The sequence below is a fragment of the Streptomyces sp. NPDC000348 genome (genome assembly GCF_042898795.1).
Classification (GTDB): Bacteria; Actinomycetota; Actinomycetes; order Streptomycetales; family Streptomycetaceae; genus Streptomyces.
Genome location: NZ_JBIAZD010000001.1, coordinates 101,694 through 126,746 on the forward strand (window position 1 = coordinate 101,694; position 25,053 = coordinate 126,746).

Annotated in this window: 26 protein-coding genes; 14 read left to right on the forward strand and 12 right to left on the reverse strand. The window is 72.0% G+C overall.

From position 1 onward, the window contains the following. Positions 1-638 precede the first annotated feature (638 nt). Positions 639-1,052 (reverse strand): ATP-binding protein, encoded by a 414-nt coding sequence (locus ACFY3N_RS00505; RefSeq protein WP_390814444.1) that lies wholly within the window; start codon positions 1,050-1,052, stop codon positions 639-641. 253 nt (positions 1,053-1,305) lie between these two features. On the opposite strand from ACFY3N_RS00505, the gene ACFY3N_RS00510 reads away from it, so the two are divergent. Continuing rightward, on the forward strand, positions 1,306-2,157 hold the full coding sequence (locus tag ACFY3N_RS00510; RefSeq protein WP_390814445.1) for a helix-turn-helix domain-containing protein: 852 nt from the start codon (positions 1,306-1,308) through the stop codon (positions 2,155-2,157). 11 nt (positions 2,158-2,168) lie between these two features. After that, positions 2,169-2,360, forward strand: a complete 192-nt coding sequence (locus ACFY3N_RS00515; RefSeq protein ID WP_390814446.1) for a hypothetical protein — start codon at positions 2,169-2,171, stop codon at positions 2,358-2,360. Positions 2,361-2,446: 86 nt separating this feature from the next. Here the strand turns inward: ACFY3N_RS00515 and ACFY3N_RS00520 are convergent, their stop codons facing one another. Next, entirely contained in the window at positions 2,447-3,679 is a 1,233-nt protein-coding gene (locus ACFY3N_RS00520; RefSeq protein WP_390814447.1) for an HNH endonuclease, read from the reverse strand. A gap of 145 nt (positions 3,680-3,824) precedes the next feature. On the opposite strand from ACFY3N_RS00520, the gene ACFY3N_RS00525 reads away from it, so the two are divergent. After that, positions 3,825-4,145: a hypothetical protein gene (locus ACFY3N_RS00525; protein ID WP_390814448.1), complete on the forward strand. Its 321-nt coding sequence runs from the start codon at positions 3,825-3,827 to the stop codon at positions 4,143-4,145. A 244-nt stretch (positions 4,146-4,389) separates the two neighbouring features. Continuing rightward, positions 4,390-4,611 (forward strand): hypothetical protein, encoded by a 222-nt coding sequence (locus ACFY3N_RS00530; RefSeq protein ID WP_381223585.1) that lies wholly within the window; start codon positions 4,390-4,392, stop codon positions 4,609-4,611. A 439-nt stretch (positions 4,612-5,050) separates the two neighbouring features. On the opposite strand, the gene ACFY3N_RS00535 is transcribed toward ACFY3N_RS00530, so the two are convergent. Next, positions 5,051-5,902, reverse strand: coding sequence for a class I SAM-dependent methyltransferase (locus tag ACFY3N_RS00535; protein WP_390814449.1), 852 nt, complete (start codon positions 5,900-5,902; stop codon positions 5,051-5,053). A gap of 228 nt (positions 5,903-6,130) precedes the next feature. On the opposite strand from ACFY3N_RS00535, the gene ACFY3N_RS00540 reads away from it, so the two are divergent. Beyond that, positions 6,131-6,394 carry a CopG family transcriptional regulator gene (locus tag ACFY3N_RS00540; RefSeq protein WP_390814450.1) on the forward strand — a complete coding sequence of 88 codons (264 nt, stop codon included), beginning with the start codon at positions 6,131-6,133 and terminating at the stop codon, positions 6,392-6,394. Then, positions 6,391-6,804 carry a type II toxin-antitoxin system VapC family toxin gene (locus ACFY3N_RS00545; protein WP_390814451.1) on the forward strand — a complete coding sequence of 138 codons (414 nt, stop codon included), beginning with the start codon at positions 6,391-6,393 and terminating at the stop codon, positions 6,802-6,804. Before ACFY3N_RS00540 ends, ACFY3N_RS00545 begins: the two co-directional genes overlap by 4 nt. Positions 6,805-6,885: 81 nt before the next feature. Here the strand turns inward: ACFY3N_RS00545 and ACFY3N_RS00550 are convergent, their stop codons facing one another. The 8 genes from ACFY3N_RS00550 to ACFY3N_RS00585 all read right to left on the reverse strand — a co-directional run bounded on the left by ACFY3N_RS00550 (position 6,886) and on the right by ACFY3N_RS00585 (position 14,633). Beyond that, the gene (locus tag ACFY3N_RS00550; protein WP_390814452.1) at positions 6,886-7,548 is read right to left on the reverse strand and encodes a fasciclin domain-containing protein; all 663 of its coding nucleotides are present in this window, start codon (positions 7,546-7,548) and stop codon (positions 6,886-6,888) included. A gap of 59 nt (positions 7,549-7,607) precedes the next feature. After that, complete coding sequence (locus ACFY3N_RS00555) at positions 7,608-9,176, reverse strand: sulfite oxidase (RefSeq protein ID WP_390814453.1); 1,569 nt, start codon at positions 9,174-9,176, stop codon at positions 7,608-7,610. Between the two features lie 107 nt (positions 9,177-9,283). Continuing rightward, positions 9,284-10,036, reverse strand: a complete 753-nt coding sequence (locus ACFY3N_RS00560) for an anti-sigma factor domain-containing protein (protein ID WP_390814454.1) — start codon at positions 10,034-10,036, stop codon at positions 9,284-9,286. Continuing rightward, the gene (locus tag ACFY3N_RS00565) at positions 10,033-10,617 is read right to left on the reverse strand and encodes a sigma-70 family RNA polymerase sigma factor (RefSeq protein WP_390814455.1); all 585 of its coding nucleotides are present in this window, start codon (positions 10,615-10,617) and stop codon (positions 10,033-10,035) included. Before ACFY3N_RS00565 ends, ACFY3N_RS00560 begins: the two co-directional genes overlap by 4 nt. A gap of 141 nt (positions 10,618-10,758) precedes the next feature. Then, positions 10,759-11,619, reverse strand: coding sequence for a hypothetical protein (locus tag ACFY3N_RS00570; RefSeq protein WP_390814456.1), 861 nt, complete (start codon positions 11,617-11,619; stop codon positions 10,759-10,761). Beyond that, complete coding sequence (locus ACFY3N_RS00575; protein ID WP_390814457.1) at positions 11,609-12,124, reverse strand: SigE family RNA polymerase sigma factor; 516 nt, start codon at positions 12,122-12,124, stop codon at positions 11,609-11,611. The genes ACFY3N_RS00570 and ACFY3N_RS00575 overlap by 11 nt, the downstream gene beginning before the upstream one ends. 419 nt (positions 12,125-12,543) lie before the next feature. Beyond that, positions 12,544-13,566 carry a Ku protein gene (locus ACFY3N_RS00580; protein ID WP_390814458.1) on the reverse strand — a complete coding sequence of 341 codons (1,023 nt, stop codon included), beginning with the start codon at positions 13,564-13,566 and terminating at the stop codon, positions 12,544-12,546. Between the two features lie 263 nt (positions 13,567-13,829). Then, positions 13,830-14,633: a nuclease-related domain-containing protein gene (locus ACFY3N_RS00585; protein ID WP_390814459.1), complete on the reverse strand. Its 804-nt coding sequence runs from the start codon at positions 14,631-14,633 to the stop codon at positions 13,830-13,832. 98 nt (positions 14,634-14,731) lie between these two features. Here ACFY3N_RS00585 and ACFY3N_RS00590 point away from each other — a divergent pair, with 98 nt between their 5' ends. From ACFY3N_RS00590 to ACFY3N_RS00610, 5 genes are all read left to right on the forward strand, one after another. Further along, the gene (locus ACFY3N_RS00590) at positions 14,732-15,238 is read left to right on the forward strand and encodes a protein phosphatase (protein WP_390814460.1); all 507 of its coding nucleotides are present in this window, start codon (positions 14,732-14,734) and stop codon (positions 15,236-15,238) included. 115 nt (positions 15,239-15,353) lie between these two features. After that, positions 15,354-16,211 carry an SH3 domain-containing protein gene (locus ACFY3N_RS00595; RefSeq protein WP_390814461.1) on the forward strand — a complete coding sequence of 286 codons (858 nt, stop codon included), beginning with the start codon at positions 15,354-15,356 and terminating at the stop codon, positions 16,209-16,211. 43 nt (positions 16,212-16,254) lie between these two features. Next, complete coding sequence (locus ACFY3N_RS00600) at positions 16,255-17,745, forward strand: FtsW/RodA/SpoVE family cell cycle protein (RefSeq protein ID WP_390814462.1); 1,491 nt, start codon at positions 16,255-16,257, stop codon at positions 17,743-17,745. Beyond that, positions 17,742-19,199: a penicillin-binding transpeptidase domain-containing protein gene (locus ACFY3N_RS00605; protein WP_390814463.1), complete on the forward strand. Its 1,458-nt coding sequence runs from the start codon at positions 17,742-17,744 to the stop codon at positions 19,197-19,199. Before ACFY3N_RS00600 ends, ACFY3N_RS00605 begins: the two co-directional genes overlap by 4 nt. A 243-nt stretch (positions 19,200-19,442) precedes the next feature. Next, on the forward strand, positions 19,443-20,381 hold the full coding sequence (locus ACFY3N_RS00610; RefSeq protein ID WP_390814464.1) for a diiron oxygenase: 939 nt from the start codon (positions 19,443-19,445) through the stop codon (positions 20,379-20,381). 223 nt (positions 20,382-20,604) lie between these two features. On the opposite strand, the gene ACFY3N_RS00615 is transcribed toward ACFY3N_RS00610, so the two are convergent. Beyond that, entirely contained in the window at positions 20,605-22,947 is a 2,343-nt protein-coding gene (locus ACFY3N_RS00615; protein ID WP_390814465.1) for a hypothetical protein, read from the reverse strand. A gap of 266 nt (positions 22,948-23,213) precedes the next feature. On the opposite strand from ACFY3N_RS00615, the gene ACFY3N_RS00620 reads away from it, so the two are divergent. The 3 genes from ACFY3N_RS00620 (at position 23,214) to ACFY3N_RS00630 (ending at position 25,017) form a co-directional block, all read left to right on the forward strand. After that, a complete protein-coding gene (locus tag ACFY3N_RS00620) occupies positions 23,214-23,702 on the forward strand; it encodes a hypothetical protein (protein WP_390814466.1) in 489 nt (162 codons plus the stop codon). Between the two features lie 318 nt (positions 23,703-24,020). Further along, a complete protein-coding gene (locus ACFY3N_RS00625) occupies positions 24,021-24,674 on the forward strand; it encodes a TetR/AcrR family transcriptional regulator (RefSeq protein WP_390814467.1) in 654 nt (217 codons plus the stop codon). 28 nt (positions 24,675-24,702) lie between these two features. Beyond that, complete coding sequence (locus ACFY3N_RS00630; protein WP_390814468.1) at positions 24,703-25,017, forward strand: hypothetical protein; 315 nt, start codon at positions 24,703-24,705, stop codon at positions 25,015-25,017. Positions 25,018-25,053: the final 36 nt, after the last annotated feature.

A 25,053-nucleotide genomic window follows, 5' to 3' on the forward strand; every position in this document is an offset into this window, starting at 1 on the left:
GCTCCTCGTTCGCCGACCGCTACCGATCGGACGTCCTCGCCTGTGGTCCCAGCAAGCGGCCGCCATCACGCTCCTCACCCCAGCCTCGCAGCGTGGACTATCTGTGGACCGTTAACCGCCTGAACGGCGCTACATGGTCCCCTGACCAGCCAGAACCCCGGGCGAGGAAGCCCCCTCCGGAGCCGTGTGCGCAGGTTCGAATCCTGCCGGGGGCACCCTGCATGAGGTGCCCAAAGACCCCGTCACCAGCGGAAACGCTGAGGCCGGGGTCTTCGCGTATGTGGAGGCGTGTGCCGTCTGAAACAGCCCTATGCCGGGGCTGGCGGGCCGGGTGTGGATGGAATCTTGGGCATTGCCTCAGGTAGGACGGCTGGCCGGCCGGTCAGTGAAGGGGGGCTTGTCGCGTGGCTGCTCTTAGTTCCGTCGTCTTGTGTCGAGGTTTCCGCCCTCAGTTCCGCAGAGTCCGGAAGGCAAGGCCGAGGCGATGTCCACTCCAGGTGGGTGCGTAGCACACGCGCGGTGGCCGGCCTGGTCGGCGGTCGCGCTCGGCGACTCTGGTTTCGCCGAGTTGGCCAGCCGGTCGGACAGCATGGGCAGAGCTGTGCTGTCCGACCGGCCCGGCTGGCCTCTCCGCCGAGTCAACCACCCTGGCGGAAAGAGAGGCCCGCGATCACGGATGTTCCGCGCGTGGGGCGAGGGCGGACGGTCCAGGCGGTGGCGAAGTGGTCGACGAGGAGCAGGCCCCGGCCGTTCTCGGCGTCCGTGTCCGGGTGGGCCAGTACGGGCTTGCCGGTGCCGGGGTCGGAGACGGCGAGCCAGTAGTGTCCGTCAGCCGGCCACAGGACGAGTTCGATGAGGTCCTCGTCCTCCCGGCAGGTCCCGTGGCGGATGGCGTTAGTGACCAGCTCGGAGGTCAGCAGGCCCAGGTCGTCGCCCAGGTGCGGGCGAAGGACGTGCGGCAGCGATTCGGCGACGGCGCGACGGGCCCTCCGTACGGAGGCGGGGTGGGCGGGGAAGTGCCAGTGGACGGGTACCAGGGGGATCTCGGGCATGGCGAACTCCATTGCGATACAAGGGGTTTGAGGTCGCCGGTGGCCTACCGCCCTGGTCGCGGGCGCACCCGCCCCAGGGCAGGCGGGCATGCTCGCGCGGTGCACTTCCGGCATCGCGTTGTGTAACTTGCGCGATACTGACAGTAGAACAGGAGGGGCCACATTTGCCATGTGGTCCGAAATAATGGCCTCGATGCGGTGAACTTGTGCTTATAGGACTGATGCGGACACCGCACCGTACGGAAGGAACGTCATGCCTCCGAGGACGATCCTCACTCAACGTCAGAAGCGTCTGGGTAGTGAATTGCGCAGGATGCGCACCACAGCCGGCATGTCCGCGGAGTACGCCGCAGGGCTTCTCGGCGTCGACCGGAGCCGGATTTCCAACATGGAGTCCGGACTGCGCGGCATCAGCGCCGAACGGCTGCGCACGCTGGCCTGCAACTGCGACTGCACCGACGAGACATACGTCGATGCCCTCGTCGAGATGGCTGAGCCGAGCCGGGCAGGATGGTGGGAACGCTACCGGGGCAGCTTGCCCCAGGGCTTACTGGACATCTCCGAAACCGAGGCCTGTGCGGTACGTCTGCGGGGCGCGAACACCGTGCACGTGCCGGGGCTGCTCCAGACGTCGGAGCACGCCATGGCCATCTTCCGCGCCGTCGTCCCGCAACTTCCCGAGCATGAGGTCGCTCTCCGTCTGGCCCACCGTTCGGAGCGCCAGAGTGTGATCACCCGCGACGATCCGGTTCCGTACGTGGCCGTGATCCACGAAGCGGCGCTTCGGATGCAGTTCGGGGGACGGGACGTTGCCCGGGGGCAGTTGAAGTACCTGCTGGAAGTCTCCGAGTGGGACAACGTCACCGTGCTCGTGCTTCCCTTCGACCACGGCGCCTTCCCGGGAGCGGGACAGACGGTCGTCTACGCCGAGGGGCCTGTGCGGCAGCTCGACACCGTGCAGATCGACAACTCTCATGGACCGGACTTCCTCCACAGCGACGGCCAACTCGCGAAATACCGCGCCCAACTCGACTTGTTGGAAAGTCTGGCGCTGTCCCCGGAGCGGTCCCGCGACTTCATCCGCGAGATCGCTCACCAACTATGAGGAGTGGCCACATGGCTGTCATCACCTGGGAAGCCCCGTTCTGCGGCGAGGGCAGCTCCTGCTTCCGGCTCGGTACCGATGCCGACGGCAACGGGTACATAGCTGTTGCCGGTCAGGAGGAGAGCCCTCTCGCCGACTCCATCGAGGCCCTGCGCACTCTCATCAGCGACATCAAGGCCGGTAAGGCCGATCATCTGCTGTAGGGCCCGTAGCGCGCCGTCACCAAGTGACACGGTTTTCGTGCGTTCGGCGACCTCGGTCGGCTGCCCGATCCCGGCCCTGGGGCAAGTCAGCCGACGGCAGGCTTGCGCGCATTGAGGTGGCACAGATCGCGGTGATAGGCGATGTGCGCCTCGTCCATCGGATGTCCGGGGTCACGGCGGAGAGGGCGGGGTTCCCTGCCGTCTCTCGTGCCCCTGACCAGGCCGTCGGGGTCGACGTAGATCTCCAAGCCGTCGAAGAGGACGTGGCAGTTGGCGCACAGGCACAGGAGGTTCTGCAGTTCGTCGGGGCCGTGGTGGGGCCTGCCCAGGCCTCTGATGTGCGCGGCCTGGCTGTACGGGCGGTTCAGGTAGCGGAGCGCCGTGTCGCAGATCTGGCACCGGTCGCCCTCGAGTTCCTTGACCTTCCTGGCCAGGGCTTCGTCGCGGACGATGACGGAGCGGGTCGCGTCACGGCGCGGTGCGGGGCCGATCGTCCGCCCGTGCTCGTCGTCCATGTCGGCGCCGCTGCTCTCGTCCTCCGACGGGTTCGGCAGGCTGCCGGCCGTGGTGTATCCGTCCAGGCCTATGCGTTCGAAGAGGGCCTGGCGGTCGACGTCCTGGAGATACGTCTCGCAGATCGTGGTGATGGCGTCGAGGCGGGTCACCGGGTCCCGGAGGAGAGCAGCGGCCTCTTCCTTGAAGCCGGCCTGCGGGTGGTGCGCGTCGAGGATGCTCGTCTTCGGCATCTCCTTGGCCGGCTCGGCCGGTATGCCCTGGACCTCCCACAGTCCGCTGCCCCGGAGGTGCCAGAACGGATACTCCGGAGTGGCCTTCGCGTTGGGGAGGCCGAACTCGACCAGGAGCGGGCCGACTTCGTCCCGGAACTGTGGCCACGGGGTCATGCGGGGCCGCTCGTCGGCTTCGCGGGACATCGCCCACAGGAGGCTCAACGGCTGGTGTCGGCTGGGGGCCGGGTTCCCGGGGCCGCGGGAGACCTTGAGTTTCCGGAGGCGCTCCAGCAGGGCGGAACGGTCGAGGGACGTCTCCCCGGTCTCCACCACGAAGCCGAGTTCGTGCAGGCATCGTGCCACCGTGGCCGCACCGCCGCTGAAGTCCCCCGCGCTCAGGAAGTCGCCTGTGGCATGCCCGTGGGCGACACCGACGATGGCCTTCGAGTCGTAGCGAAGACCGTCCAGGACCATCTCGTACGACCTGGCTCGCTTGAAGCCGTACGTCCGGAGGAAGTTGTCCCGGCCCAGGCGGCGGAACTCTTCGGTCGCCGCGATGACGTCCTCGTACCTGATGTCGCCAAGTCCCATACGCCGAAGGCTAGTCGGACAGTATGACAATCCATGCGACATGGCAGACGGCAATCATTATTGATTGACTTCCCCAAGGGGGCGGCTTCCGGTATCCGCGGACCGTCCACCGAGCGACAGCTCGAGACCTGACGGGGTGAGGGTGATGCGGTACTGCGAACGCCATGAAATGCACAACTGCGCCGACTGCTCTCCGCGTGCACCTCACGGCAGCGCGCCCACCACCGGCGAATGGGACGGCTGGCCGGCGGCCTCGATCATCGTCCACGCCAGCGGCAAGGCCCACCTTCCGGGCTGCACGCACATCGTCCCGGCCGACATCCGGCCGCCCCGCTACGGCTGGGTGCTCACCCCCTCACCCGGAGCATGGCGTCGTCTCGCTCCCTCCAGCCCGCTCCGCGCCACCCGGGGCAACACCGAGCGGGTGGCCGTGAGCCGCTGCGAGAGCTGCGACGCGACGCAGTAGGAGCACTCTTCGGTGCGCGGACTCCCTCACCCGATCACGGACGTCACGTAGACGACGGAAAGCACTCTGCGAGGCATCTCCGACACGACTGGGCGCGCTGATCCGCGCAGCCGTCCCGGCGCAGGTCAGAGGCCCGGGCGGTCGGCGGCCCCCGGAGGAGAGGGGCCCCGGCGGGGTCGTGATCCGCCGATCTCCCCGGGCATCTCCGACTCCCTGGGCCCGTGATGGGCGCATACTGGGGGCAATGACTAAATCTGCTGCGCCCAAACGCCATCTGCCCACCAGCCCCTTCAAGGCCCCGGTCGCGCTGCCTCCCAAGCAGTTCGCCGTGGGCGACCAGGTCACGCACGACATGTACGGCCTCGGCCGGGTCACCGGTGTCGAGGAGGGGATCGCCGCGGTCGTGGATTTCGGCTCGGCGGAACGGCGGATCCTGAGCCCGTACTCCAAGATGACCAAGCTGTAGGACCGCTGTGTCCTGTCACAGTACGTCGGGTCCCCAGGGGCTCGTCATGAATGGGAGCCTCTCATCGACCTGACCTCGCAGTTCTCCGCTCCGGAAGGAGCCCCTCGCCCTGCTTCCGCAGTGGCTCCGCCTCCGGCGACGCAGCCCTTCCGCGCCCCGGACTTCGGGGACCACGAGTATCTCCACCCGGAGGACGGTCCGGAATCGTTCCCGCATGCGGGTGCGGTGCGGCCCAAGGCGGCCGGTCGCCGTTCGTGACGGCGGTCCGGCGTGCCCCGGGCCGCCCGGGAGGCCAGGCCTCAGCAGGGGGAACGCCCTCTGCGCCCGGCCGGGCGGCACCGGAGGTGACCGGGCGGTGTCGCAGAAGTGCGGCCCGGGAGCCTGGTCACCGCCCGCTTGACCGGGCGCCGGGCGGAGCGGGGGTCCGCGGTCCGGTGGGTCACGCGGGTCCCGGCCAGGTCGCGGTCACCAGCCAGTGGCGGGCCGTGAGGCGTACGCCGTCCTCCGTCTCGTAGGCGCGGAAGGCGTCGGTGGCGGCCCGGCGGGCGCGGTCGACGGCCTCGGGGGCGGCGTCGCGCAGCCAGTGGCGCATCGGGCCCCAGCCGAAGAGGAAGGTGGCGGCGTCGGTCGCGTCCGTGCCCCACATCTGCGGCACTTCGAGTGGTTCGACCTCGATCGCTTCGAACCCGGCTCCTCCCAGGACGCGTGTGGTGCGTTCCGGGTCCGCGAAGGCGGCGGGGCCGGTTTCCGTCTTCTGGGAGAAGTCGGGCAGGGTCACGTGCTCGGCCACCGCCGCGAAGATCACCGACTGGTCCATGCGGTCGACGGACTGCGGGCAGACGAAGGCCAGGCGTCCGCCGGGGCGCAGGGCGCGTCCGATGTTCGCGAACGCGGCGACCGGGTCGGCGAAGAACATGATCCCGAAGCGGCTCAGGGCGACGTCGAAGGTCGCGGGCTCGAACGGGTGCACCTGGGCGTCGGCCCGGAGGTGGGTGACGTTGGTGAGGTGCTGCGCGGCGGCGCTCGCGCGGGCGCGCTCCAGCATGGGGGCCGACAGGTCGACGCCCACGGCGTGGTCCGCGGTGCGGGCGGCCAGCCGGGTCAGGTGTCCGTTGCCGCAGCCGATGTCCAGGACGCTGTCCGTCTCCCGGATGCGGGCGGCGGACAGGAGTGGGGCGTTGGTGGGGTCGTTGAGGGCGTCGTAGCGCGACTGGTGGTCGGCCCAGTGCCGGCCTTCGTAGCCGTTCCACGCCTCGGACTGGTGGGTGTTCACGATCCGGTTGTCGGCCATACGGCACATGGTGCCGTACGTGGGCGTCCCGTGACTCGCGCCCACCCGCTCGTGCTGCCGGCGGATCTGCCGGTGCTGCACATCAGGCCGGTCGGCTCACTGGTCGGCACGATCGTGCCGATGGCAGCGTGGAGCCTCTCGATCCTGGTGATGACCGAGTTCATGAAGGGATTCCCGAGGAACCGGCATCCCGACCCAGCCGGTAGGGTCAGAGGTAGGATGAGTAGCATGAGTGAGCCTACCGGTAAGTATTCGATCACCATGCCGCGTGACATCGCCGAAGCGGCCAAGGCCCGCAGTGGTCCGTCGGGGCTGTCCGCCTATGTCGCCGCCGCTGTCACCCGCCAGATCGAACGCGACAATCTGAACGAACTCATCGCCGTCGCCGAAGCCGAGCACGGGCCCGTCACCGAGGACGAGATCCTGGCCCTGCGCGATCAACTCCACCAGGCCCGGCAGCAGCAGACGCCGGGCGGAGCGAACGCCGCGTGAGCCGCTCCCCCGCCGTCCCGGGCGGCACGCTGGTGCTGGACAGCGAAGGGCTCGCCAAGGCCGTACTCCGCGACCGCGCGGTCACCGCCTGGCTCGCCCTCGCCCGTGCCGACGACCTGCGGGTGATCACGTCCACGGCGACGCTCGTGGAGGTCGTTCACCCTCGCATCAACCGCCCGGCCCTGGAATGGACCCTTTCCCGCCTCGTCGTCGAACCCGTCACCGAGCCGATCGCCCGCCACGCCGCCGCCCTGCTCGCCGACACCGGACTGCACGGCCACAAGTACGCCATCGACGCGATGCTCAGCGCGACCGCCCTGGCCGCTCCCGGGCCCGTCACCGTGCTCACCTCGGACCCGGAGGACATCACCGCGTTCTGCGGAGCGCGCGCCACCGTCATCAAGGTCTGACGCCGGGGATCGTCCTGTCCGGTGCGGAAGCCCGCCCCGAGCGCCTTGTCGCGTGGCGTCCGGGACGGGTGTGGTGGGGTGTCAGGAGGCGGGCATCAGGACCGTGTCGATGATGTGGACGTTGGCGTTGGCGGTCTTGACGTTGCCGCAGACCACCTTCGCGGAGTCGTTGACGGTGTAGTCCTCGTCCGCGCCGGACGTCGTCAGCTTGGTCTTCTGCAGGGTTTCGTAGGAGCCGTTCTCCAGGTCCTCGGGGGCGAGCCGCTGGCCGACCACGTGGTAGGTGAGGATGTTCGTGAGCTGCTCCTTGTCGGCCAGCACCTTGTCCAGGGTGTCCTTCGGGATCTTCGCGAAGGCGTCGTTGGTGGGGGCGAACACCGTGATGTCCTCGGCGTTGTTGAGGGTGTCGACCAGGCCGGCCTTCTTCACCGCGGTCACCAGGGTGGACAGGGCCGGGTTGTTGGACGCGGCGGTGGCCACCGGGTCCTGGGCCATGCCGTCGAAGGAACCGGCGCCGTCCTCGGGCACCGAGGCGCAGGCCGGGCCGAACGGCGCGTCCGCCGGGGTGGCGCCGCCCATGCCCTCGCCGGACGCGGGCTTCGAGGCCGGCGCGGACGCCGTCGCCTTGCCGGAGGAGTCCGACGCGGCCGAGTCGCCGCCGTCGTCGGAGCAGGCGCTCAGGGCGAGGGGCAGGGTGACGGCCGCGGTGAGGGTGAGGGCGATGCGGCGGATACGGGGGTTCATTTCTGTTTCTCCTGTGGTGGGAACTGCTGATTTCAAAGGGGGGCAGAGAGCTCAGGGGGTCACTCGACGGTCACCACGACCGAGTGCCATCCGCTCGCGCCGTCGGGGACCGTGCGGGTGCGGCGTTCGGTCTGGGTCTCGCCGGTGCGGTCGGTGGCGCGGACCGTGAGGGTGTGGGTGCCCTTGGGGGCCTGCCAGGCGTAGGACCACTGGCGCCAGGTGTCGCGCGAGTCCTCGGCCGCCAGCCGGGCCTCCCGCCAGGGGCCGTCGTCGACGCGGACCTCGACCCGGTCGATGCCGCGGTGCTGCGCCCAGGCCACCCCGGCGACCATGACCGGGCCGGCCTTCGGGCGGGCGAAGGGCTTCGGGGTGTCGATCCGGGACTGGGTCTTGACCGGTGCCCGGCGGGCCCAGTCGCGCTTGACCCAGTAGGCGTCGTAGGCGTCGAACGTGGTGAGTTCGATGTCCTCGATCCACTTGCAGGCGGAGACGTAGCCGTACAGGCCGGGCACCACCATGCGGACCGGGAAGCCGTGGTCGAAGGGGAGGGGGCGGCCGTTCATGCCGAGGGCGAGCAGGGCGTCACGGCCGTCCATGAGGTCCTCGACCGGGCTGCCGATCGTCATGCCGTCCACCGAGCGGGCCACCAGCTGGTCGGCCGGGCCGCCCCGGGAGGGCGGTGCCACCCCGCACTCGGCGAGCAGGTCGGACAGGCGTACGCCGATCCAGCGGGCGTTGCCCACGTAAGGGCCGCCGACCTCGTTGGAGACGCAGGTGAGCGTGATGTCGCGCTCGACCAGGGCGCGGCGGAGCAGGTCGTCGAAGGAGAGGGTGGCCGGACGGGTGACGCCCTTGCCGTGGATGCGCAGCCGCCAGGCGGTGGCGTCCACCCGGGGGACGGTCAGCGCGGTGTCGACGCGGTAGAAGTCGCCGTTCGGGGTGGTGAACGGGCTGATGCCGGGGATGCGGAGCCGGGCGCCCCGTGGGACCGCGGGGGCGGGTGAGGCGGGGGCCGGGAGCACGATGCCGTCGCGTGAGGCGGCCGCGTCCCGGCGGCCGGCGCCCCGGAGCACGCGGCCCAGGGCGCCGGCCCCGGCGGAGGCGGCGGCAGCGGCGGTGGCCGCGAGCAGGAAGCCCCGCCGGTCCCAGTCCCCCGGCCGGGACCCGTCGTCCGCACCGGGGCCCCGGAGTCGGCCGACGAGGAGGAACAGGACGGCCGCTCCGGCCACCGCTCCCACGAGCGACGGCAGTGCGTCGACGGGGCCGGCCGAGTCCGGGCGGCTCACGGCCGCGGCTGCGCCGATCGCTCCGAAAAGCAGGACTCCCGCCGCACCGGAACGCCGGAACCGCAGTGCCAGAATTCCCAGCGCGAGGGCGAACAGGGTCAGTACGGAGAGGATTCCGAGTTGCAGCACCAATTTGTCGTCGGTGCCGAATTGCCGGATCGCCCAGTCCTTGACGGCGGCGGGCGTGCGGTCGATCGCCGCACCCCCGACCACCAGGACCGGGCCGGCCTGCGGGCGCAGCAGGGCCGCCACCGGTTCGGCGACGGCGAGCGCGGAGAATCCGGCCAGTACTCCGCTCAGCGCACCCAGGAGGTGTCGCGTTCTCTTCTCGTCGTCGGTCACGTGGGGAATCCGGTCCGGAAAGGCCGGCGGATTGGTCGCTCACCCGATTCGGTGAATCTTTTTTTCCGGGCGATCCGGACCCATCCGCGGGCGTTCCGGCAACGGATTCAGGTGGGGAGTTCCATCAGGGCGATCGGGGCGGAGGTCGGCCGGCGGGAGCCGCCCTCGGGTTCGACGGTGATGCCCAGGGCGGACGCGCCGTCGACGGCGCCCTTCATCAGGACCGCCTGGTCGGCGCGGCCGGGGTCCATCAGGCCCGCGGACCGCATGGTGCCGCCGTCGTCGAACCAGAGCTGGTAGACCTTGCCGCCGGACGGGCTCGCCATCCCGGAGGCGACGAACACCGCCCGGTCCCGGTCCCGGGAGACGACGACGGTGCCGGTGGCGCCGTCGCCCAGGGCGGCCGCCCGGGTCGTGGCGTCCGGGGCGGCCAGTACGGCGGCGATCTCCTCCGTGCCCCGTTCGGCGCGGCGGGCCTGTTCGCGGGCGTCCTCGGCGCGTTCGTACTGCCAGACGGCCGTGCCGCCGAACGCGGCGGCCGCCGCCAGACAGGCGGCCAGCGCCCAGCGGGACAGCCGGTGCGCCCGCATGGCCGTACGGCCCGGGCGGGGAGCGGCCGGCGGGCCGGGCGGCTGCTGCCGGACGGTGGTGATGCGGCGCAGCACCTGGTCCCGCATCGCGGGACGGGGCGGCGCGGAGAGGGCGAGGCCCAGGCGGGCGGCGGTGGCGGCGAGTTCGGCGGTCTCCTGGGCGCACGGCTCGCAGTCGGCGAGGTGGCGTTCGAAGCTCTCGCGTTCGTCGTCGGGCAGGGCGTGCAGGGCGTAGGCGCCGGTCATCCGGTGCAGGTCGGCGGTGGTCACGCGGTCACCCCCAGGCAGTCGCGGAGCCGGATGAGGCCGTCGCGCAGCCGGGTCTTGACCGTGCCCAGCGGAAGCGTCAGCGCCTCCGCCACCTGGCGGTAGGTCAGGCCGCGGTAGTAGGCCAGGGTGACGGCCTGGTGCTGGATCTCGGTGAGGGTGCGCAGGCAGCGGCGCACCTGCTCGCGCTCGATGCGGGCCTCGACCTGTTCGACGACCTCGTCGTACTCGGGCATCCGGGCCAGGGAGGCGGCCTTGTGGTCGCGGGCCGCCGCGGCCTGGACGGACCGCACCCGGTCCACGGCGCGGCGGTGGGCCAGGGTGAGGATCCAGTTGATGGCGGTGCCGCGGTCGGGGCGGTACGCGGGGGACGTGCGCCACACCTCGACCAGGACCTCCTGGGCCACCTCCTCGGACTGGGCCTGATCCCGCAGTACGGAGCGGACGACTCCGAGGACCGGGCTCACCACCCGGTCGTAGACCGAGGCGAACGCCTCCTCGTCGCCGAGGGCGACGCGACCCACCAGTTCCTGGAGATCCGGCTCCCACGAAGGGTTTCTGCCGATATGGACTGCTTCTTTCACGTGGGGCCCTCCGCGGTCGGGACGTCTCTGGGCGTAATCCGATTCTGCGGGGGCCGTGGATGGGTCGCCGGAGGGGGAAATCCCAGGTGGGTGAGGAGAGGGAGGCCGGTGGTGGGTGAGGAGGGGGCCGGTGGGCGGAGGTCAGTCTCCCGTGTCTCCCGTGTCTCCCGTGTCTCCCCCGGCTCCCGGGGTCGCGGCGCGGTTTGCGGTCCGCGGGGTCCCGACGCGGTCCGCGGTTCCCGGTGTGCCGGTGCGGTCCGCGGTCCCCGGGGTCGCCGCCGTCTCCGCCACCGTCGGCGCGGTGGCCGTCCCCGCCGTGCCCGCCGTACCCGCCGTGCCCGCCGTACCCGGGGTGACCGCCGACGTGATCTCGATGCGGTCGCCCGCCCGCGCCCGGGTGTGGAACCACTTCGCGTCCGCGGGGCTCATGCCCAGCCAGCGCGTCCCGGCGGAGAGGGCGGCGAGCGCCTTGGCGTCGAAGGCGAGGGCGCCCGCGTAGACCGGTCGCCGGTCCGAGGTGCGCAACTCCACCAGGTACGGGACCTTGATCTCGGTGCCGGAGCCGGTGCGGCTCCCGAGCCGCAGCAGCTCGGTGTCGGCCTTGGCGACCACCGTCAGCCGGCTGCCGGGCGGGAACCGGCGCAGGGAGTGCGCGTCGACGCGCATGACGCGCCCGCCGACCGTGAGGGTGTGACGGCCCAGGTCCAGGACGCCGGTGGGGGCGGGGGCCAGGGTCGCCGTGCCCGGGGCCGGGGTGGGGGTGAGGGCGTCCGACGCCGCGGCCGGGGTCCGGTCGTCCCGGCCGGGTTCCCCGGTGCGCAGGGCGAACGCGACGGCCGTCAGCACACAGGCCGCCGTGGCCGCCGTGCCGAGTACGGCGGTCGCCCTGCGGCGGCGGGAGCGGCGCCCGGCGCGGTCGCGGACCTCCGCGGCGCCGACGCGTGGCGGGGTCTCGTGCTGTGCGGCCAACTCGCGCAGGGCATCGGCGAGTTCATCCGACACGGCCGTCCTCCCTCCAGGCCGGCTCCTCGGCCTCGTCCACCGCCAGGTGTCTGGCCAGTGCCGCCCGTCCGCGGGACAGCCTGGCCTTGACCGTGCCCACGGGCGCGCCGGTCTCGGAGGCTACCTGTTCGACACTGAGGTCGCACAGGTGATGCAGGACGATCGCCATGCGCTGGTGTTCCGGCAGTTCGCGCAGTGCCGTGACCAGGGCGGTGCGGTCGGGGCCCGGACCGGGGGTCGTCTCCTGCGGCGGGGTGTGCCGCACCAGTTCCAGCCAGCGTCTCGCCCGGCGCCAGCGGCTCACCGCGAGGCGCATGGCGACGGTGCGCACCCATGCCTCGGGCGCCTCGTCGGCGAGCAGCTTCCGACGCCGGTCCCAGGCCCGTACGAACGCCTCCTGCACCACGTCCTGGGCCTCGCCGAGGTCCCCGGTGAAGGCGTACAACTGCCCGGTCAGGCGGGGGAACGCGGCCGCGTAGAAAGCGTCGAACTCTTCCTCGGTCATGCCCTCCACCGGTGTCTCGGATGTCCCGTGCAACCCGGCCGTCCCCGCCATGCGTACAGGTTCCGCAGGTCGCGCACATCGAAGCACAACCCTGGAGGAAGACGTCGAACACGGGTGCCGGGATCCATCGGCCCGCCGTCACGGACGTGGCGCGCTCCCCTCTCCGCGCGGCTGCTCGCCGAAGACGCCGAAGACGCCGGAGGTGCCGGGGAGTCGGCGCGGCGCACGCCGGTGCGGGCGTGCGCGCGGTGGTGGCGGATTCCGCGGAAGGACGTCGGCTTCCCTGTACGACGGTGCGTCCGGTCCCGCTGCGTCGACGCGGACGGGCGGCCGGTGCCGGGGCTGTTCCGTCTCGTCCCCCGCGGGCCGTCCCGTACGCCGCCTCGTGGCGCCGTCGTGCGGGCGGCCTTCGCGGCGGGTCAGGCCGAGTGTTTGCGGGAGGCCGCCTTCTTCTCCGGGGTCTTCTTCGGGGACGTCCTCCCGGCCGCGCTCTTGGCCGTCTCCTTCGCTGTCGCCCTCTTCTCGGCCCGGTCCGTCTTCGGCGCCGGCTTCCGCGCGGAGGACGCCGTCTTCTTCTCCGCCGTCGACGTGGACTTCCCGCCGTCGGTCCCCTTGGGGGACGAGCGGGTCGTCCTGCGCCGCGGCAGCCGTTCGGTCCCGGCCCCCTCCGGCTCACCGCGGACCGCGCGGACGCTCCGTTCCAGGGCCGTCGTCAGGTCCAGGACCTCGACGCCGCGCTCCGGTTCGGGCGCCTCGGGCAGGGCCTCGCCGGAGATCTTGGCGGCGACGACCTCCTCCACCGCCTCGCGGTACTCGTCGCGCAGGCCCTCCAGGCCGACCTCGCCGAGGGCGTCCCTCAGGGCGTCCGCGAGGCTCAGCTCCTTGTCGTGGAGGGTGACGTCCGCGTCGGGGGCGATCCCCTCGGGACCGCGGACCTCGTCCGGCCAGAGCAGACCGTGCAGGGCGATCGCCTCGCCGACCACGCGGAGCATGCCCAGGCGCTCCCTGCCCCGCAGCGCGAACTTCACGATGGCCACCCGGTTGCCGCGCTTCAGGGTCTCCCGCAGGAGCGTGTACGGTCTGGCGGCCGGCGCCCTGCCCGCCGCCAGGTAGTACGCGGCGCCCAGCTGGAGCGGATCGATCCGCTCCTCGGGTACGAAGGTGACGATCTCGATCGTCCTGGCGGTGGGGATCGGCAGGTGGGCCAGGTCCTCGTCGGTGATCGGGATGATCGTGCCGTCCGCCTCCTCGTAGCCCCTGCTGATCTCCTGAGCGGTGACCTCGCGGTCCTCCAGCTCGCAGAACTTGCGGTGGCGGATCCGGCCGCCGTCCTCCGTGTGGATCTCACGAAAGGGGACCGCGTGGCTCTCGGTGGCGTTCACGAGCTTGATCGGGACTCTGACCAGGCCGAACGAGATCACGCCGTTCCAGATGGATCTCATGTGCGGCACCTTTCCGGTCGCCCACCGGTCACAGTCGGGGCATTTGTCACATTTTGCGCGAGATTTCCATCCTATGATGCTCGTCACCGAGACGGGGGTGACGGCTCACGCTCGGCCGTCCGGGGGAGGTGGCGCACCGGGCTGCCCGGAGTCCGCGCCCTCAGCTCACCCCGGTGCGCACCAGTGCGTCCCGTGACGCCCGCGGGGCCGGGTCCGATCGCTTCGTGACGCTCACGGGAAGCCGTCCCCGTCGCCCCGGCCGGTCACAGCCGGGCCCAGGTGTTCCGGTCCCGGGCCATCGCGTGCAGGGCCTCGATGTCGGCCGGTTTCAGGACTCCGCCCGTGCGGGTCAGGTTCTCCAGGTCGGCGTCCGTCAGGACGCGCACCTCGCGGGGCGGGGCCGGGACCGTCACGGCCGACGCGCCGACCAGGACGAGCACCGGACGGACCTCGGCGGTCAGGGCGTGGGAGGCGCGGTCGGCGTCGGCCCGGACCCGGCGCAGCAGGGGGCGCGGTTCATGGCGGCCCAGGCCGACCAGGGGGTCGGCGATCGTCACCCGCTGCCTGTGGGCGTACAGGGCGTGGACGGCGTACAGACCGCCGGGGCCGATCAGCAGGTGGTGGACGCGGTCGCCGCCGGGCAGCGGAATCGAGTGCAGGGTGTGCCAGCCGGCGCCGTCCATGCGGTCCAGGGCCTCGCCCACCGCCTGCTCCGCGGTGAGCGCCCTGCGACGCGGGTCGGGGCGGAGACGGCGGGGCGGGCCGGGGTCGCGGTCGAGGTCGATCAGCAGGGCCTCGCCGGGGCGGTTCGGCGCGAGGTCGTCGTCGGGGTGCAGGGTGAGACGTGCCAGCTCGGCGGGGGTGGGGACCGGGGGCGGGCCGACCGAGACCGGGCCGGTGAGGAAGGGGCCCAGTGCGGTGAGCACGTCCTCCTCGTGCTCCTCGCCGAGCAGGTTCACCCTGGCCGCCTCACGGTCGTACCAGGCGAGGTTCCTGCCGTCGGGGAGGCAGACGTAGAGCCTTTCCCGGCCGTGCCGCCAGGTCGGTATGACGCGCAGTCCGTCCATGCACTCTCACCCCACGTCCATGGGAACAGGCGGGGTGCTCCAGGGCAAGAAGCCGGTTACCTTGAGAGGAGTTGGGCGGTGAGGGTGGGGAGGCGCCGTTGCGTACCCGCGGGAAGCAACCCGACGTACCGGCTCCGGACAGTCCGTGGAACGAGATCGTGCCCGGCCTGTGGATGGGCGGGCACGAGTTCCGGGGTCTTTCCGGCCGGCTGGAGTTCGCCGTGGTGAACCGGCAGTTCGATCTTGTGCAGACGCTGCTGCGGCTGCCCGGGCACGGGCCGGATCCCGGGGTCGAGCACCAGGTGTGGCCGATCCCCGACGGGCCGCTGGACGGGACGCAGCTCGCGGGCGTGATCCGGCTGGCCGAGGCGGCGTGCGAGGCGCTGGACGGCGGCCGTACGGTCCTCGTGCGCTGTTACCACGGGTACAACCGCTCGGGCCTGGTGGTCGCGCACGCGCTGGTGCGGCAGGGCAGGACCGCCGAGGCGGCGATCCGGCTGATCCGCTCCCGCCGCTCGTCCTGGGCCCTGCACAACGACCTGTTCGTCGACTACCTCCGCGCCGGGCTGCCCACGGCACGGCTGCTGGAGGAGCTGACGGAGTAGGCGGGGCGGATGGCGCCGTCCCGATGGCGCAGCAGGGCGGGCGGGTGCGCAGGGGCGCTCCTAGTGTGGCGATAAGTCTCCTTCGACCCGTTCATCCGCATGTGGAGGTACTGTCATGTCCCTGCGCCCCCCGCTCACCCGCCGTCTGCCCATAGCTCTCGCCGCCGGGGCCCTCATGGCCGCGGCCGCCGTCGCCCCCGCCGTAGCCGCCGACGACCCGAACCAGGGCGGCGTCCAGGGGAACTGGAGCCAGCAGGGCGGCAACGGCAACGGCAACGGCAACGGCAACCAGCAGAACGGCGGCTACCAGCAGGGCGGTAACGGCTACCAGCAAGGCGGCGGCTACCAGCAGGGCGGCAACGGAAACGTCGGCCAGCAGGGCGGCGGCAACCAGCAGAACGGCAACGGAAACCAGCAAGGCGGCAACGGAAACGGCAACCAGCAAGGCGGCGGCTACCAGCAGGGCGGTAACGGAAACGCCAACCAGCAGGGTGGCAACTACCAGCAGAACGGAAACGGAAACGCCGGCCAGCAGGGCGGCGGCAACCAGCAGAACGGAAACGGCAACCAGCAGGGCGGCAACGGAAACGGCAACGCCAACCAGCAGGGCGGCAACGGAAACCAACAGGGCAACGCCGGCCAGCAGGGCGGCAACGGAAACCAGCCGGGCAACAACGGAAACCAGCAGGCCGGCAACGGCGGCTTCGTCAACCCGGCCGGCGGCAACCACGGCAACCAGGGCCAGTACAAGGGTGTCGTCACGGCGCCGTCCCTGGCCCTGCGCAGCGCCCCGAACCGGGGTTCGCAGATCATCCGGTACGCCCACAGGGGCGACGTCGTCTCGATCTTCTGCAAGGTCCCGGGCGACAAGGTGGACGGCAACCCGCTCTGGTACCTCCTCACGGACGGCACCTGGGCGTGGGGCCCGGCCGCCCACATCGACAACATCGGACCCGCGCCACGCTGGTGCTGATGAGCAAAGCACGCGAAGCCCCCTCTTTGGGTAAGTTCCGGACATGAGCAAGGCCGGTATCACCCTGGCGACGGCCGATCCGCCCACGCCCACCGTCCCGGACCTCCCCCGGCGCCGCGGCGTCGAACTCGCCCTGATCGTCCTGGCCGTCCTGCTGTCGGTGTACGGCTACTGCGCCGTCGGCCTCGCCAGGAACGGCACCGTCCCGCCCGGCGCCGCCGGTTACGGCGCCGGGCTCGGTGTGCTCGCGCTGGCCGCCCATCTGGCGGTGCGCCGGCGCGCCCCGCACGCCGACCCGGTGCTGCTGCCCATCGGGGTGCTGCTCAACGGCGTCGGCCTGGTGCTGATCTACCGGCTCGACCTGGAGACGCCGGGCGATCCGGCGGCCCCGACCCAGCTGGTCTGGTCGACGCTGGGCGTGGCGCTGTTCACCATGGTCGTCCTGGTGCTGCGCGACCACCGGGTGCTCCAGGACTACACCTACGTCTGTGTCACCACCGCGCTGGTCCTGCTGACGGTCCCGATCCTCTTCCCGGCGGTGAACGGGGCCCGGATCTGGATCCGGGTCGCCGGGTTCTCCATCCAGCCCGGAGAGTTCGCGAAGGTGCTGCTGGCGGTCTTCTTCGCCGCGTACCTCGCCGCGAACCGGGGCGCCCTCACCTACGCCGGCCGCCGCTTCCGCCGGCTGCGGCTGCCCACCGGGCGGGTGCTCGGCCCGATCGTCGCCGTCTGGCTGGTCAGTGTGGGCGTGCTGGTGCTGGAGCGGGACCTCGGCACCTCGCTGCTCTTCTTCGGTCTGTTCGTGGTCCTGCTGTACGTCGCCACCGGCCGCACGGGCTGGATCGCGGTGGGGTTGCTGCTGGCCTCGCTGGGGGCGGTGGCGGTGGGCCGGCTGGAGCCGCACGTGCACCACAGGATCGAGACCTGGCTGCATCCGTTCGCCTCCATCGAGGCGGGCGAGGGCCCGAACCAGCTCGCCCAGTCCCTGTTCGCCTTCGCGGAGGGCGGGACGCTCGGCACCGGGCTCGGGCTCGGGCACTCGGTGCTCATCGGCTTCGCGGTCAAGTCCGACTTCATCCTGGCGACGGCCGGCGAGGAGCTGGGCCTGGCCGGGCTGTCCGCGATCTTCCTGCTCTACGGGCTGCTGGTGGAGCGCGGCTACCGGGCGGGGCTGACCCTGCGCGACCCCTTCGGACAACTGCTCGCGGTGGGCCTCGCCTCGCTCGTGGCGCTCCAGGTGTTCGTGATCGCGGGCGGGGTGACCGGGCTGATCCCGCTGACCGGGATGGCGATGCCGTTCCTGGCGCAGGGCGGCTCGTCGGTGGTGACCAACTGGGCGATCGTGGCGCTGCTGGTCCGGCTGAGCGACTCCGCGCGGCGGCAGGACGACGGGGGGTGCCGCCCGGTGGACCGGGGCGTCCGGCAGGACGACGGGGAGTGCCGCCCGGTGGACCGGGACGTCCGGCAGGACGACGGAGAGTGCCGCCCGGTGGACCGGGGCGTCCGGCACGGCGGCGGGGGTGCGCTCCGGTGACCCGGCACATCCGGCACGCCGCGCTCTTCTGCGCCCTGCTGCTGGTGGCGCTGCTGGTGAACGCCGCCCGCGTCCAGGTCCTGCGGGCCGGCGCCTACGACGACAACCCGGCCGACCGCCGGGACGCCATCGCCCGCTACCAGCAGCCGCGCGGCGACATCCTGGTCGACGGGCGGCCGGTCACCGGCTCACGGGACACCGGGGAGCACCTGCGCTACGAACGGACCTACCGCGACGGGCCGCTGTACGCCCCGGTGACCGGCTTCGCCTCGCAGGCGTACGGGACGACGCTGCTGGAGCACACGGAGGACGGGCTGCTGTCCGGGGCCGCCCCGGCGCTCGCGCCGCTGCCGCTGTGGAACGAGTTCACGCGCTCCCGCAACGCGGGCGGCCACGTGGTGACGACGATCGATCCGGCGGCGCAGCGGGCGGCGTACGAGGGGCTGCGCTCGCGGAAGGGCGCGGTGGCGGCGGTGGAGCCGTCGACCGGCCGGATCCTGGCGCTGGTGTCGGTCCCGTCGTACGACCCCGCGCTGCTGTCCGGGAACGGCGCGGCGGCGCGGGAGGCCTGGGCGCGGCTGAACGCCGACCCGGACCGGCCGATGCTGAACCGGGCGGTGCAGCGGACGTATCCGCCGGGGTCGACGTTCAAGGTGGTCACCGCGGCGGCGGCGCTGGACGCGGGCGTGATCGGGGACCTGGACGAGCCGACCGACTCCCCCGACCCGTACACCCTGCCGGGGACGAGGACCCGGCTGACCAACGGCTCCAGGGGCTGCGCGGACGCCTCGGTGCGGGAGGCGTTCGTCTGGTCCTGCAACACGGTGTTCGCCAGGCTGGGGGTGACCACGGGGGTGGCGAGGATGCGGGCGGCGGCCGAGAACTTCGGTTTCAACGACTCGGACGTGCACATTCCGTTCCGGGTGGCGCGCAGCACCTTCGACACCACGGTGGACCGGGCGCAGCTCGCGCTGTCGTCGATCGGGCAGTACAACACCCGGGCGACGCCCCTGCAGATGGCGATGGTCGCGGCGGCCGTCGCGAACGGCGGGCAGGTGCGGGAGCCGTACCTGGTGGAGCGGACCACGCGGGCGGGCGGCGGCACGGTGTCGGCGGCGGGTCCGCGTCCGGTGCGGCGGGCCATGCACCCGGCGACGGCGATGCGGATGCGGGAGCTGATGCGGGGCGTGGTGGAGGACGGCACCGGCACGAAGGCCGCGATCCCCGGTGCCGTCGTGGGCGGCAAGACCGGCACCGCCCAGCACGGGCTGGGCAACTCCGGTACGCCGTACGCCTGGTTCATCTCCTGGGCGCAGGGCGGTGCGGACCTGGAGGCGAAGGTGGCGGTCGCGGTGGTGGTCGAGGACGCGGCGGCGAACCGGCGGGAGATCAGCGGCGGCGGGACGGCGGCGCCGATCGCGCGGGCGGTGATGCGGGCGGTGCTGAACCCGTAGGCGGGGCCCGCTCGACTAGCGCCGGCTCCCATGTGCTGCAGCCTGACCGGCACCGTCAGCGTACCCAGGGCGAACGCCGGACCGGCGCCCCATGAGGTGACCCGGGGTGCGCGCCGTTGACGCGCCCACCGGGTGGACCGGACGTCGACAACTCCCGCGCGAGGGATTGACGAGCTTGCTGACAGGCAGTCTCATAAGTGGGTGACCCGCCGGTAACCCGAGACGCACCGAGGTGGAACCGTCATGACGATCCTGCCGGAAACCGACACGCTCGATGGTCCGCGGGACGCGCTCGGGCTGCTCAAGGACCGGGAGCAGGTGGCCCAGCGGCTGCTCGACGCCTCCGCCAGGCACTCCTTCGACCCGGACGAGGAGCTGGACTGGGAGGCGCCCTTCGAGGAGGGCAAGTGGTTCTGGCCGCCGGAGCTGGTGTCGCTGTACGGCACCCCGATGTGGCGGCGGATGAGCGAGGAGCAGCGCATCCTGCTCTCCCGGCACGAGGCGGCGGCGCTCGCCTCGCTGGGCATCTGGTTCGAGCTGATCCTGATGCAGCTGCTGGTCCGGCACGTCTACGACAAGGCCGCCACGAGCGCGCACGTGCGCTACGCGCTCACCGAGATCGAGGACGAGTGCCGGCACTCCAGGATGTTCGCCCGGCTGATCACCCGCGGCGGCACCCCCTGGTACCCGGTGAGCCGCGTCCACCAGAACCTCGGCCGCCTGTTCAAGACGGTCTCCACCACCCCCGGCTCCTTCACCGCGACCCTGCTCGGCGAGGAGGTCCTGGACTGGATGCAGCGGCTGACCTTCCCGGACGAGCGGGTCCAGCCGCTGATCCGGGGCGTCACGCGGATCCACGTCGTCGAGGAGGCGCGGCACGTGCGCTACGCCCGCGAGGAGCTGCGGCGCCAGATGGTGACCGCGCCGAAGTGGTCGCAGGAGTTCACCCGGATCACCTCCGGGGAGTTCGCCCGGGTCTTCTCCGTGGCCTTCGTGAACCCCGAGGTGTACACGAACGTCGGCCTGGACAGGCGTGCGGCCGTCGCCCAGGTCAGGGCCAGCGCCCACCGGCGGGACGTGATGCAGCAGGGGGCGAGGAAGCTGACGGACTTCCTGGACGACATCGGCGTGCTGCGCGGGGCCGGACGGAAGCTCTGGCGGTCGTCGGGGCTGCTCGCGTAGGCGGGCGCCCGCACCGGGCCGCCGCACCCCCGAACGGCTCACCGCCACGCGGCACAGCCGCACACCGACGTCCTCGGGGAACACCGGTACGGCGGTCACCGGTGGGAACGGTCGCGGTCTGCCGGCAAGTGGTCCACTTGCCGGCCGGGCGTACGCCGGGCGAAGTGACGACGCCCGCCCGGTCCTCCGACCGGGCGGGCGTCGTCGTGTCCGGTGCGGCGGGTCAGCCGGCGGCCGTCCTGCGCCGTCGCATCCACCAGGCGAGGGCGCCGCCCACCGCGACCAGGGCCGCGGCGACGGCACTGATCAGCCCGACGGGGGTGTCGGAGCCGGTGTCGGCGAGGCCTCCGTCCGGGCCCTGCGGCCTGTGGGCGTTGCCGGGGGCCGGGGTGGAGGTGGTCGGGTCCGGCGCCGGGGTCGTGGGCTGCCCGGTCGGTGGGTCGGTCGGGTCCGGCGCCGGAGTGGTGGGCTGCCCGGTCGGCGGGCCGGTCGGATCCGGGGCCGGTCCCGGATCGCTCCCGAGGTCGCCGGCGCTGTTGCCGCCCATGAACGAGGTGGTGGTGTCCCGGTAGGCGGTCTCGTCGCGGACCGAGGTCTTGGTGGTCTCGTCCCGCTGCGGGTGCTGAAGGTCGAAGCGGGCCCGGGTGATGTTGCGCTTCTCCGCCTTGGAGAAGTCCACGCCCCCCACGGTGAAGGTGTAGACGGTGCCGCCGGAGGGCCACTCGTACGTGTACTCGCCCTCGGTGAAGGACTTGCGCATCTCCTCCCACACCGTGCGCTTGTCCCAGTCCTCGTTGGGGGCCCGCAGCGGCCACCGGTCGAGGTCGTTGCTGTTGATGATCTTCCGGAAGTCGGTGGGCCGCTCGGCGTCCTGCTGGCGGATCCACTCCGCTGCCACGCGGGCCTTGTAGACGCGGCGCAGGTCGGCGTACTTGGGGTCGTTGTTGACCTTCTCCTGGACCGCGGGGATGATCCACTGCTTCATCAGGCGGACGCCTTGTTCCTTCTCCGCCTCGGTCAGCTTCTTGTCGCAGCGTTCGCCGGGCACCGGGGTGGTGAAGTCCATCGGCGCGTGGTCGACCTTCAGCGGCGCGTCGAGGATGTAGATGCCGCCGTCCTGCTCGCGGACCTGGGCGCGGTCCGGGACGATCCAGTTGCGGCCCGGACCCCAGCACGGAACGCCGTCGACCTTCGGGACCGCGGCCATGAACTCCCGGCCCGGGGACTCCTTCGGGTTCAGGGCACGGGACCAGTCCCGCTTCATCTCCATGTCCGCTTCCAGCAGGACGCGGCCGGCGTCGGTCTCGCCGAACGCCTCGTCCATGATCTTGTCGGGCTGGTCGGGGTTGAGGTTCACCCACATGCGGTCCGGGGACAGGGCGAGCCAGGTGAACACCGCGTCCGAGGACATCTGGAGCTTCGCCTGCCCGCCGTAGCCCGGCTCCTCGTCCGGGTTGGGCATGTAGTCGGCCTTGAAGCTGTAGTCGATGCCCTTGCCCTTGGCGAGGTTGCCCACGTACTGGAGCTCCAGGGTGGAGAAGTCCACGCCGCCCGGCCCGCGTCCGCCGGGGAACGCCCCTCGGGTGCCCGCCTCCCTCGCGGCCTCCTGGAGGCGGCGGGCGTCGTTCGGCGTCGGCCCGGAGGCGCGGGCGGCGGAGTTGATCGGGCCCCGGCCGCCCTTGTCCGGGTCCGGGTTCAGGATCGGGTCGTACTTGGTGTAGACGTTCGGCTTGCCGATCCGGGCCTGCCCGATGGAACGGTGCTCACGCACGCGCACCTGGGTCCGGCTGGTGCCGCGTTCCTTCTTCAGCTCCTCGTCGAGGGTCCTGGTGGCCTCCTTGGTGGGGTCCTCGGTTTTCATGCCGGTGACGTACGTCAGCCGGTGGTCGCGGTACTTGGGGTCGCGCAGGATGACGCGTTCGGCCCTGTGCTGGTCGGGCCGGTGCTCACCCGTGGACTTGAACTCGGCGAACTCCTTGGTGGCCTTGTTGTAGGCGTCGAAGTCGCGTACGACCCACTTGCCGGTGGCGGGGTCCTTGACGCGGACCTTGACCTGGCACAGCCAGTCGGGGCCGACCAGGTTGAAGTCCTTGACGACCTTCGCCTCGAACTTGCTGCCGCGGGCGTTGACGACCTGGTTGCCGATGTACTTCACATCGCGCCAGGTCTCCCAGTCCGTGGTGGGCCTGGAGCCGGAGAGCTGCCGGTTGTAGCGGGCGTAGATGGCCATCGCCTTGTCGGCGGGGTCGCCGGACTTCTTGAACGCCGCCTCCCACTTCTTGACGTCCGCGTCGGTGTCCCCCGCCTTCTGCTTCTGGGCGTCGGTGGGGGCCTTGAGGTCGTCGTAGGCGGCGTTGGGGTTGGCGTAGTCGTAGGCGGTCTCCGCGCCGGCGGGGATCTCGGAGAACTGGCTGGAGCCGCCGGGGATCTGCCCGTTGCCGTCGATCTCCTTGCCCAGCCACTTCTTGTCGCAGCGCTTGCCGCCGGTGATCTGGGCGGACGCGTCGGTGACGGGAAGGCCGGGAAGGCCGGTCAAGGTGACCGCGCAGGCCGCCGCGGCAGCCACGGTCAGACGCGCCCATATACGGCGCCGCCGGTTTCGGGGTGGTGCTGTCGCGTGACTCACTCCTGCATCTTTCCCTCGGTCGGTGGGGGCGGTTGAGGGGTGCGGGGGATTCACGACGCGCGGTGCCCCCGTGACAACAGCGTCGCGGGCGCCACCCTAGAACCTCAACCCCCCTATTTCGAAGGGGATATGAGAGTGTCGACAAGTCCTCCCCCGCCGGGTCAGGCCCGGGGGCGTCCGCCGCGCCCGGTGCCTAGAGTGGGGGCATGTCCTCCGCAAACGAAGCGACACCGCAGCCCGCGCAACAGCTCGAGGCCTGGCTCCGCGACCGCGCGGGGCTCTTCGACGCCTGGCGCGAGGAGACCGGCTGCCCGCAGAGCTGGGACTTCAGCGAGGAGTCCCTCGACACCCTCGAAACGCTCATGCGTGCGAGGTTCAGTGCGGACGTGGAGGTCAGAGCGGCCAAGACCGGCAGCCTCGTCCAGGGGGCCGTCTGGTACGTGGGAGAGACCGTACGGCGCACTCGCACCGCTTCCTGGATGTTCGATCCCCGTCACCTGGCGCCCGAAGGCCCGGCTCCCGCCCTGTTCGAAGGCACCCGGGGGCAGCAGGACACCCCTTCCCTGAGCGGACGGGTCGACGGGGACGGCGGTGTCTACCCGCTCGGAGCGCTGGTGGAACTGTTCTGGGACGAGGACGACGCGGGCGAGCCCATCGAACCGCACCTGAGGGACATCCTCGACTGCTTCGACTGAGAAACGGCCCCGCTCCGGACGGCCGGGTGCCGTGGGTTGGCCCCGGCAGCGGACCGCCGGGTGCCGCCGGGCCCGCACGGACCGCCCGTGCGGCCCCTTCGGGCCCGGCCGTGCGGACGCGGCACCCGAACACGCGAGCTCACCGGCCGCCGGGGCCGGCCGGGCACGGCCCGGACGGTACCGGCGGCCGCACGGGACCGGCCGGAAGGCCCCGGCGGCCGAGCAGGCACGGGGCAGCCGGAAGGCCCGGCGGGCGGGACCGGCCGGAAGGCCCCGGCGGCCGGGCGGGCGCGCGGGGCGGACGGTTACCCTGCGGGCATGACCCCGCAGGCCCCCACCCCCGCCTACCGGCGGCTCAGTGTCGAGGAACGCCGCAGCCAGCTGCTCGAGGCCGCGCTCTCCCTCTTCGCCCACCGCGCCCCCAAGGACGTCTCCCTGGACGACGTGGCGGAGGCGGCCGGCGTGTCACGCCCCCTGGTGTACCGGTACTTCCCGGGCGGCAAGCAGCAGCTGTACGAGGCCGCCCTGATGTCCGCCGCCGACGAGCTGCGGCACTGCTTCGACGAGCCGCACGAGGGCCCGCTGCTGCCCCGGCTGTCCCGGGCCCTCGACCGCTACCTCGCCTTCGTCGACCAGCACGGCACCGGGTTCAGCGCGCTGCTCCAGGGCGGGAGCGTGGTGGAGACCTCCCGTACGACCGCCATCGTGGACGGCGTGCGGCGGGCCGCCGCCGAGCACATCCTCAGCCACCTCGGGGTAGCCGGGCCCGGGCCCCGGCTGCGGATGACGATCCGGATGTGGATCACCGCCGTGGAGGCGGCCTCGCTGATCTGGCTCGACGAGGACAAGCAGCCGCCCCTGGACGAACTGCGGGACTGGCTCGTGGAGCAGTTCGTGGCGGTGCTGACGGTGACCGCGCGGCGCGACGCGCAGACCGAGGCGCTGGTGCGGGCGCTGGCCGCGGACCTCTGACGGTCCGCGCGTCGCCGACACTGGGGGCGTGAAGAGCGAAGACACCCCGTTCGAGGGCGGGCCCATGGACGGGCGCGTCCTGCCCGTGCTGCTGGGCATCACCGGGCACCCGCCGAAGACGTACCGCATCCCCGTCCCGGTCCCGGACGGCGGCCCGCCCACCGTGCTGGTCTACCGGCGGGTGCCCCGGGCGCGGAGCGCGCGGACCGGGCTGACCCGGGGGTGGAAGTACCTGTACGACCCCACGGGGCGGGCCGGCGACCGCCGGAGGTGGCCGTGGTCGAAGGCCGCGCCCGATCCGGACGCCACGCCGCGGGGCAAGCCGGACGACGCCGACGGGTGACCGGGTTGCGCCGAACCGCGCACACTCGGCGAGCGG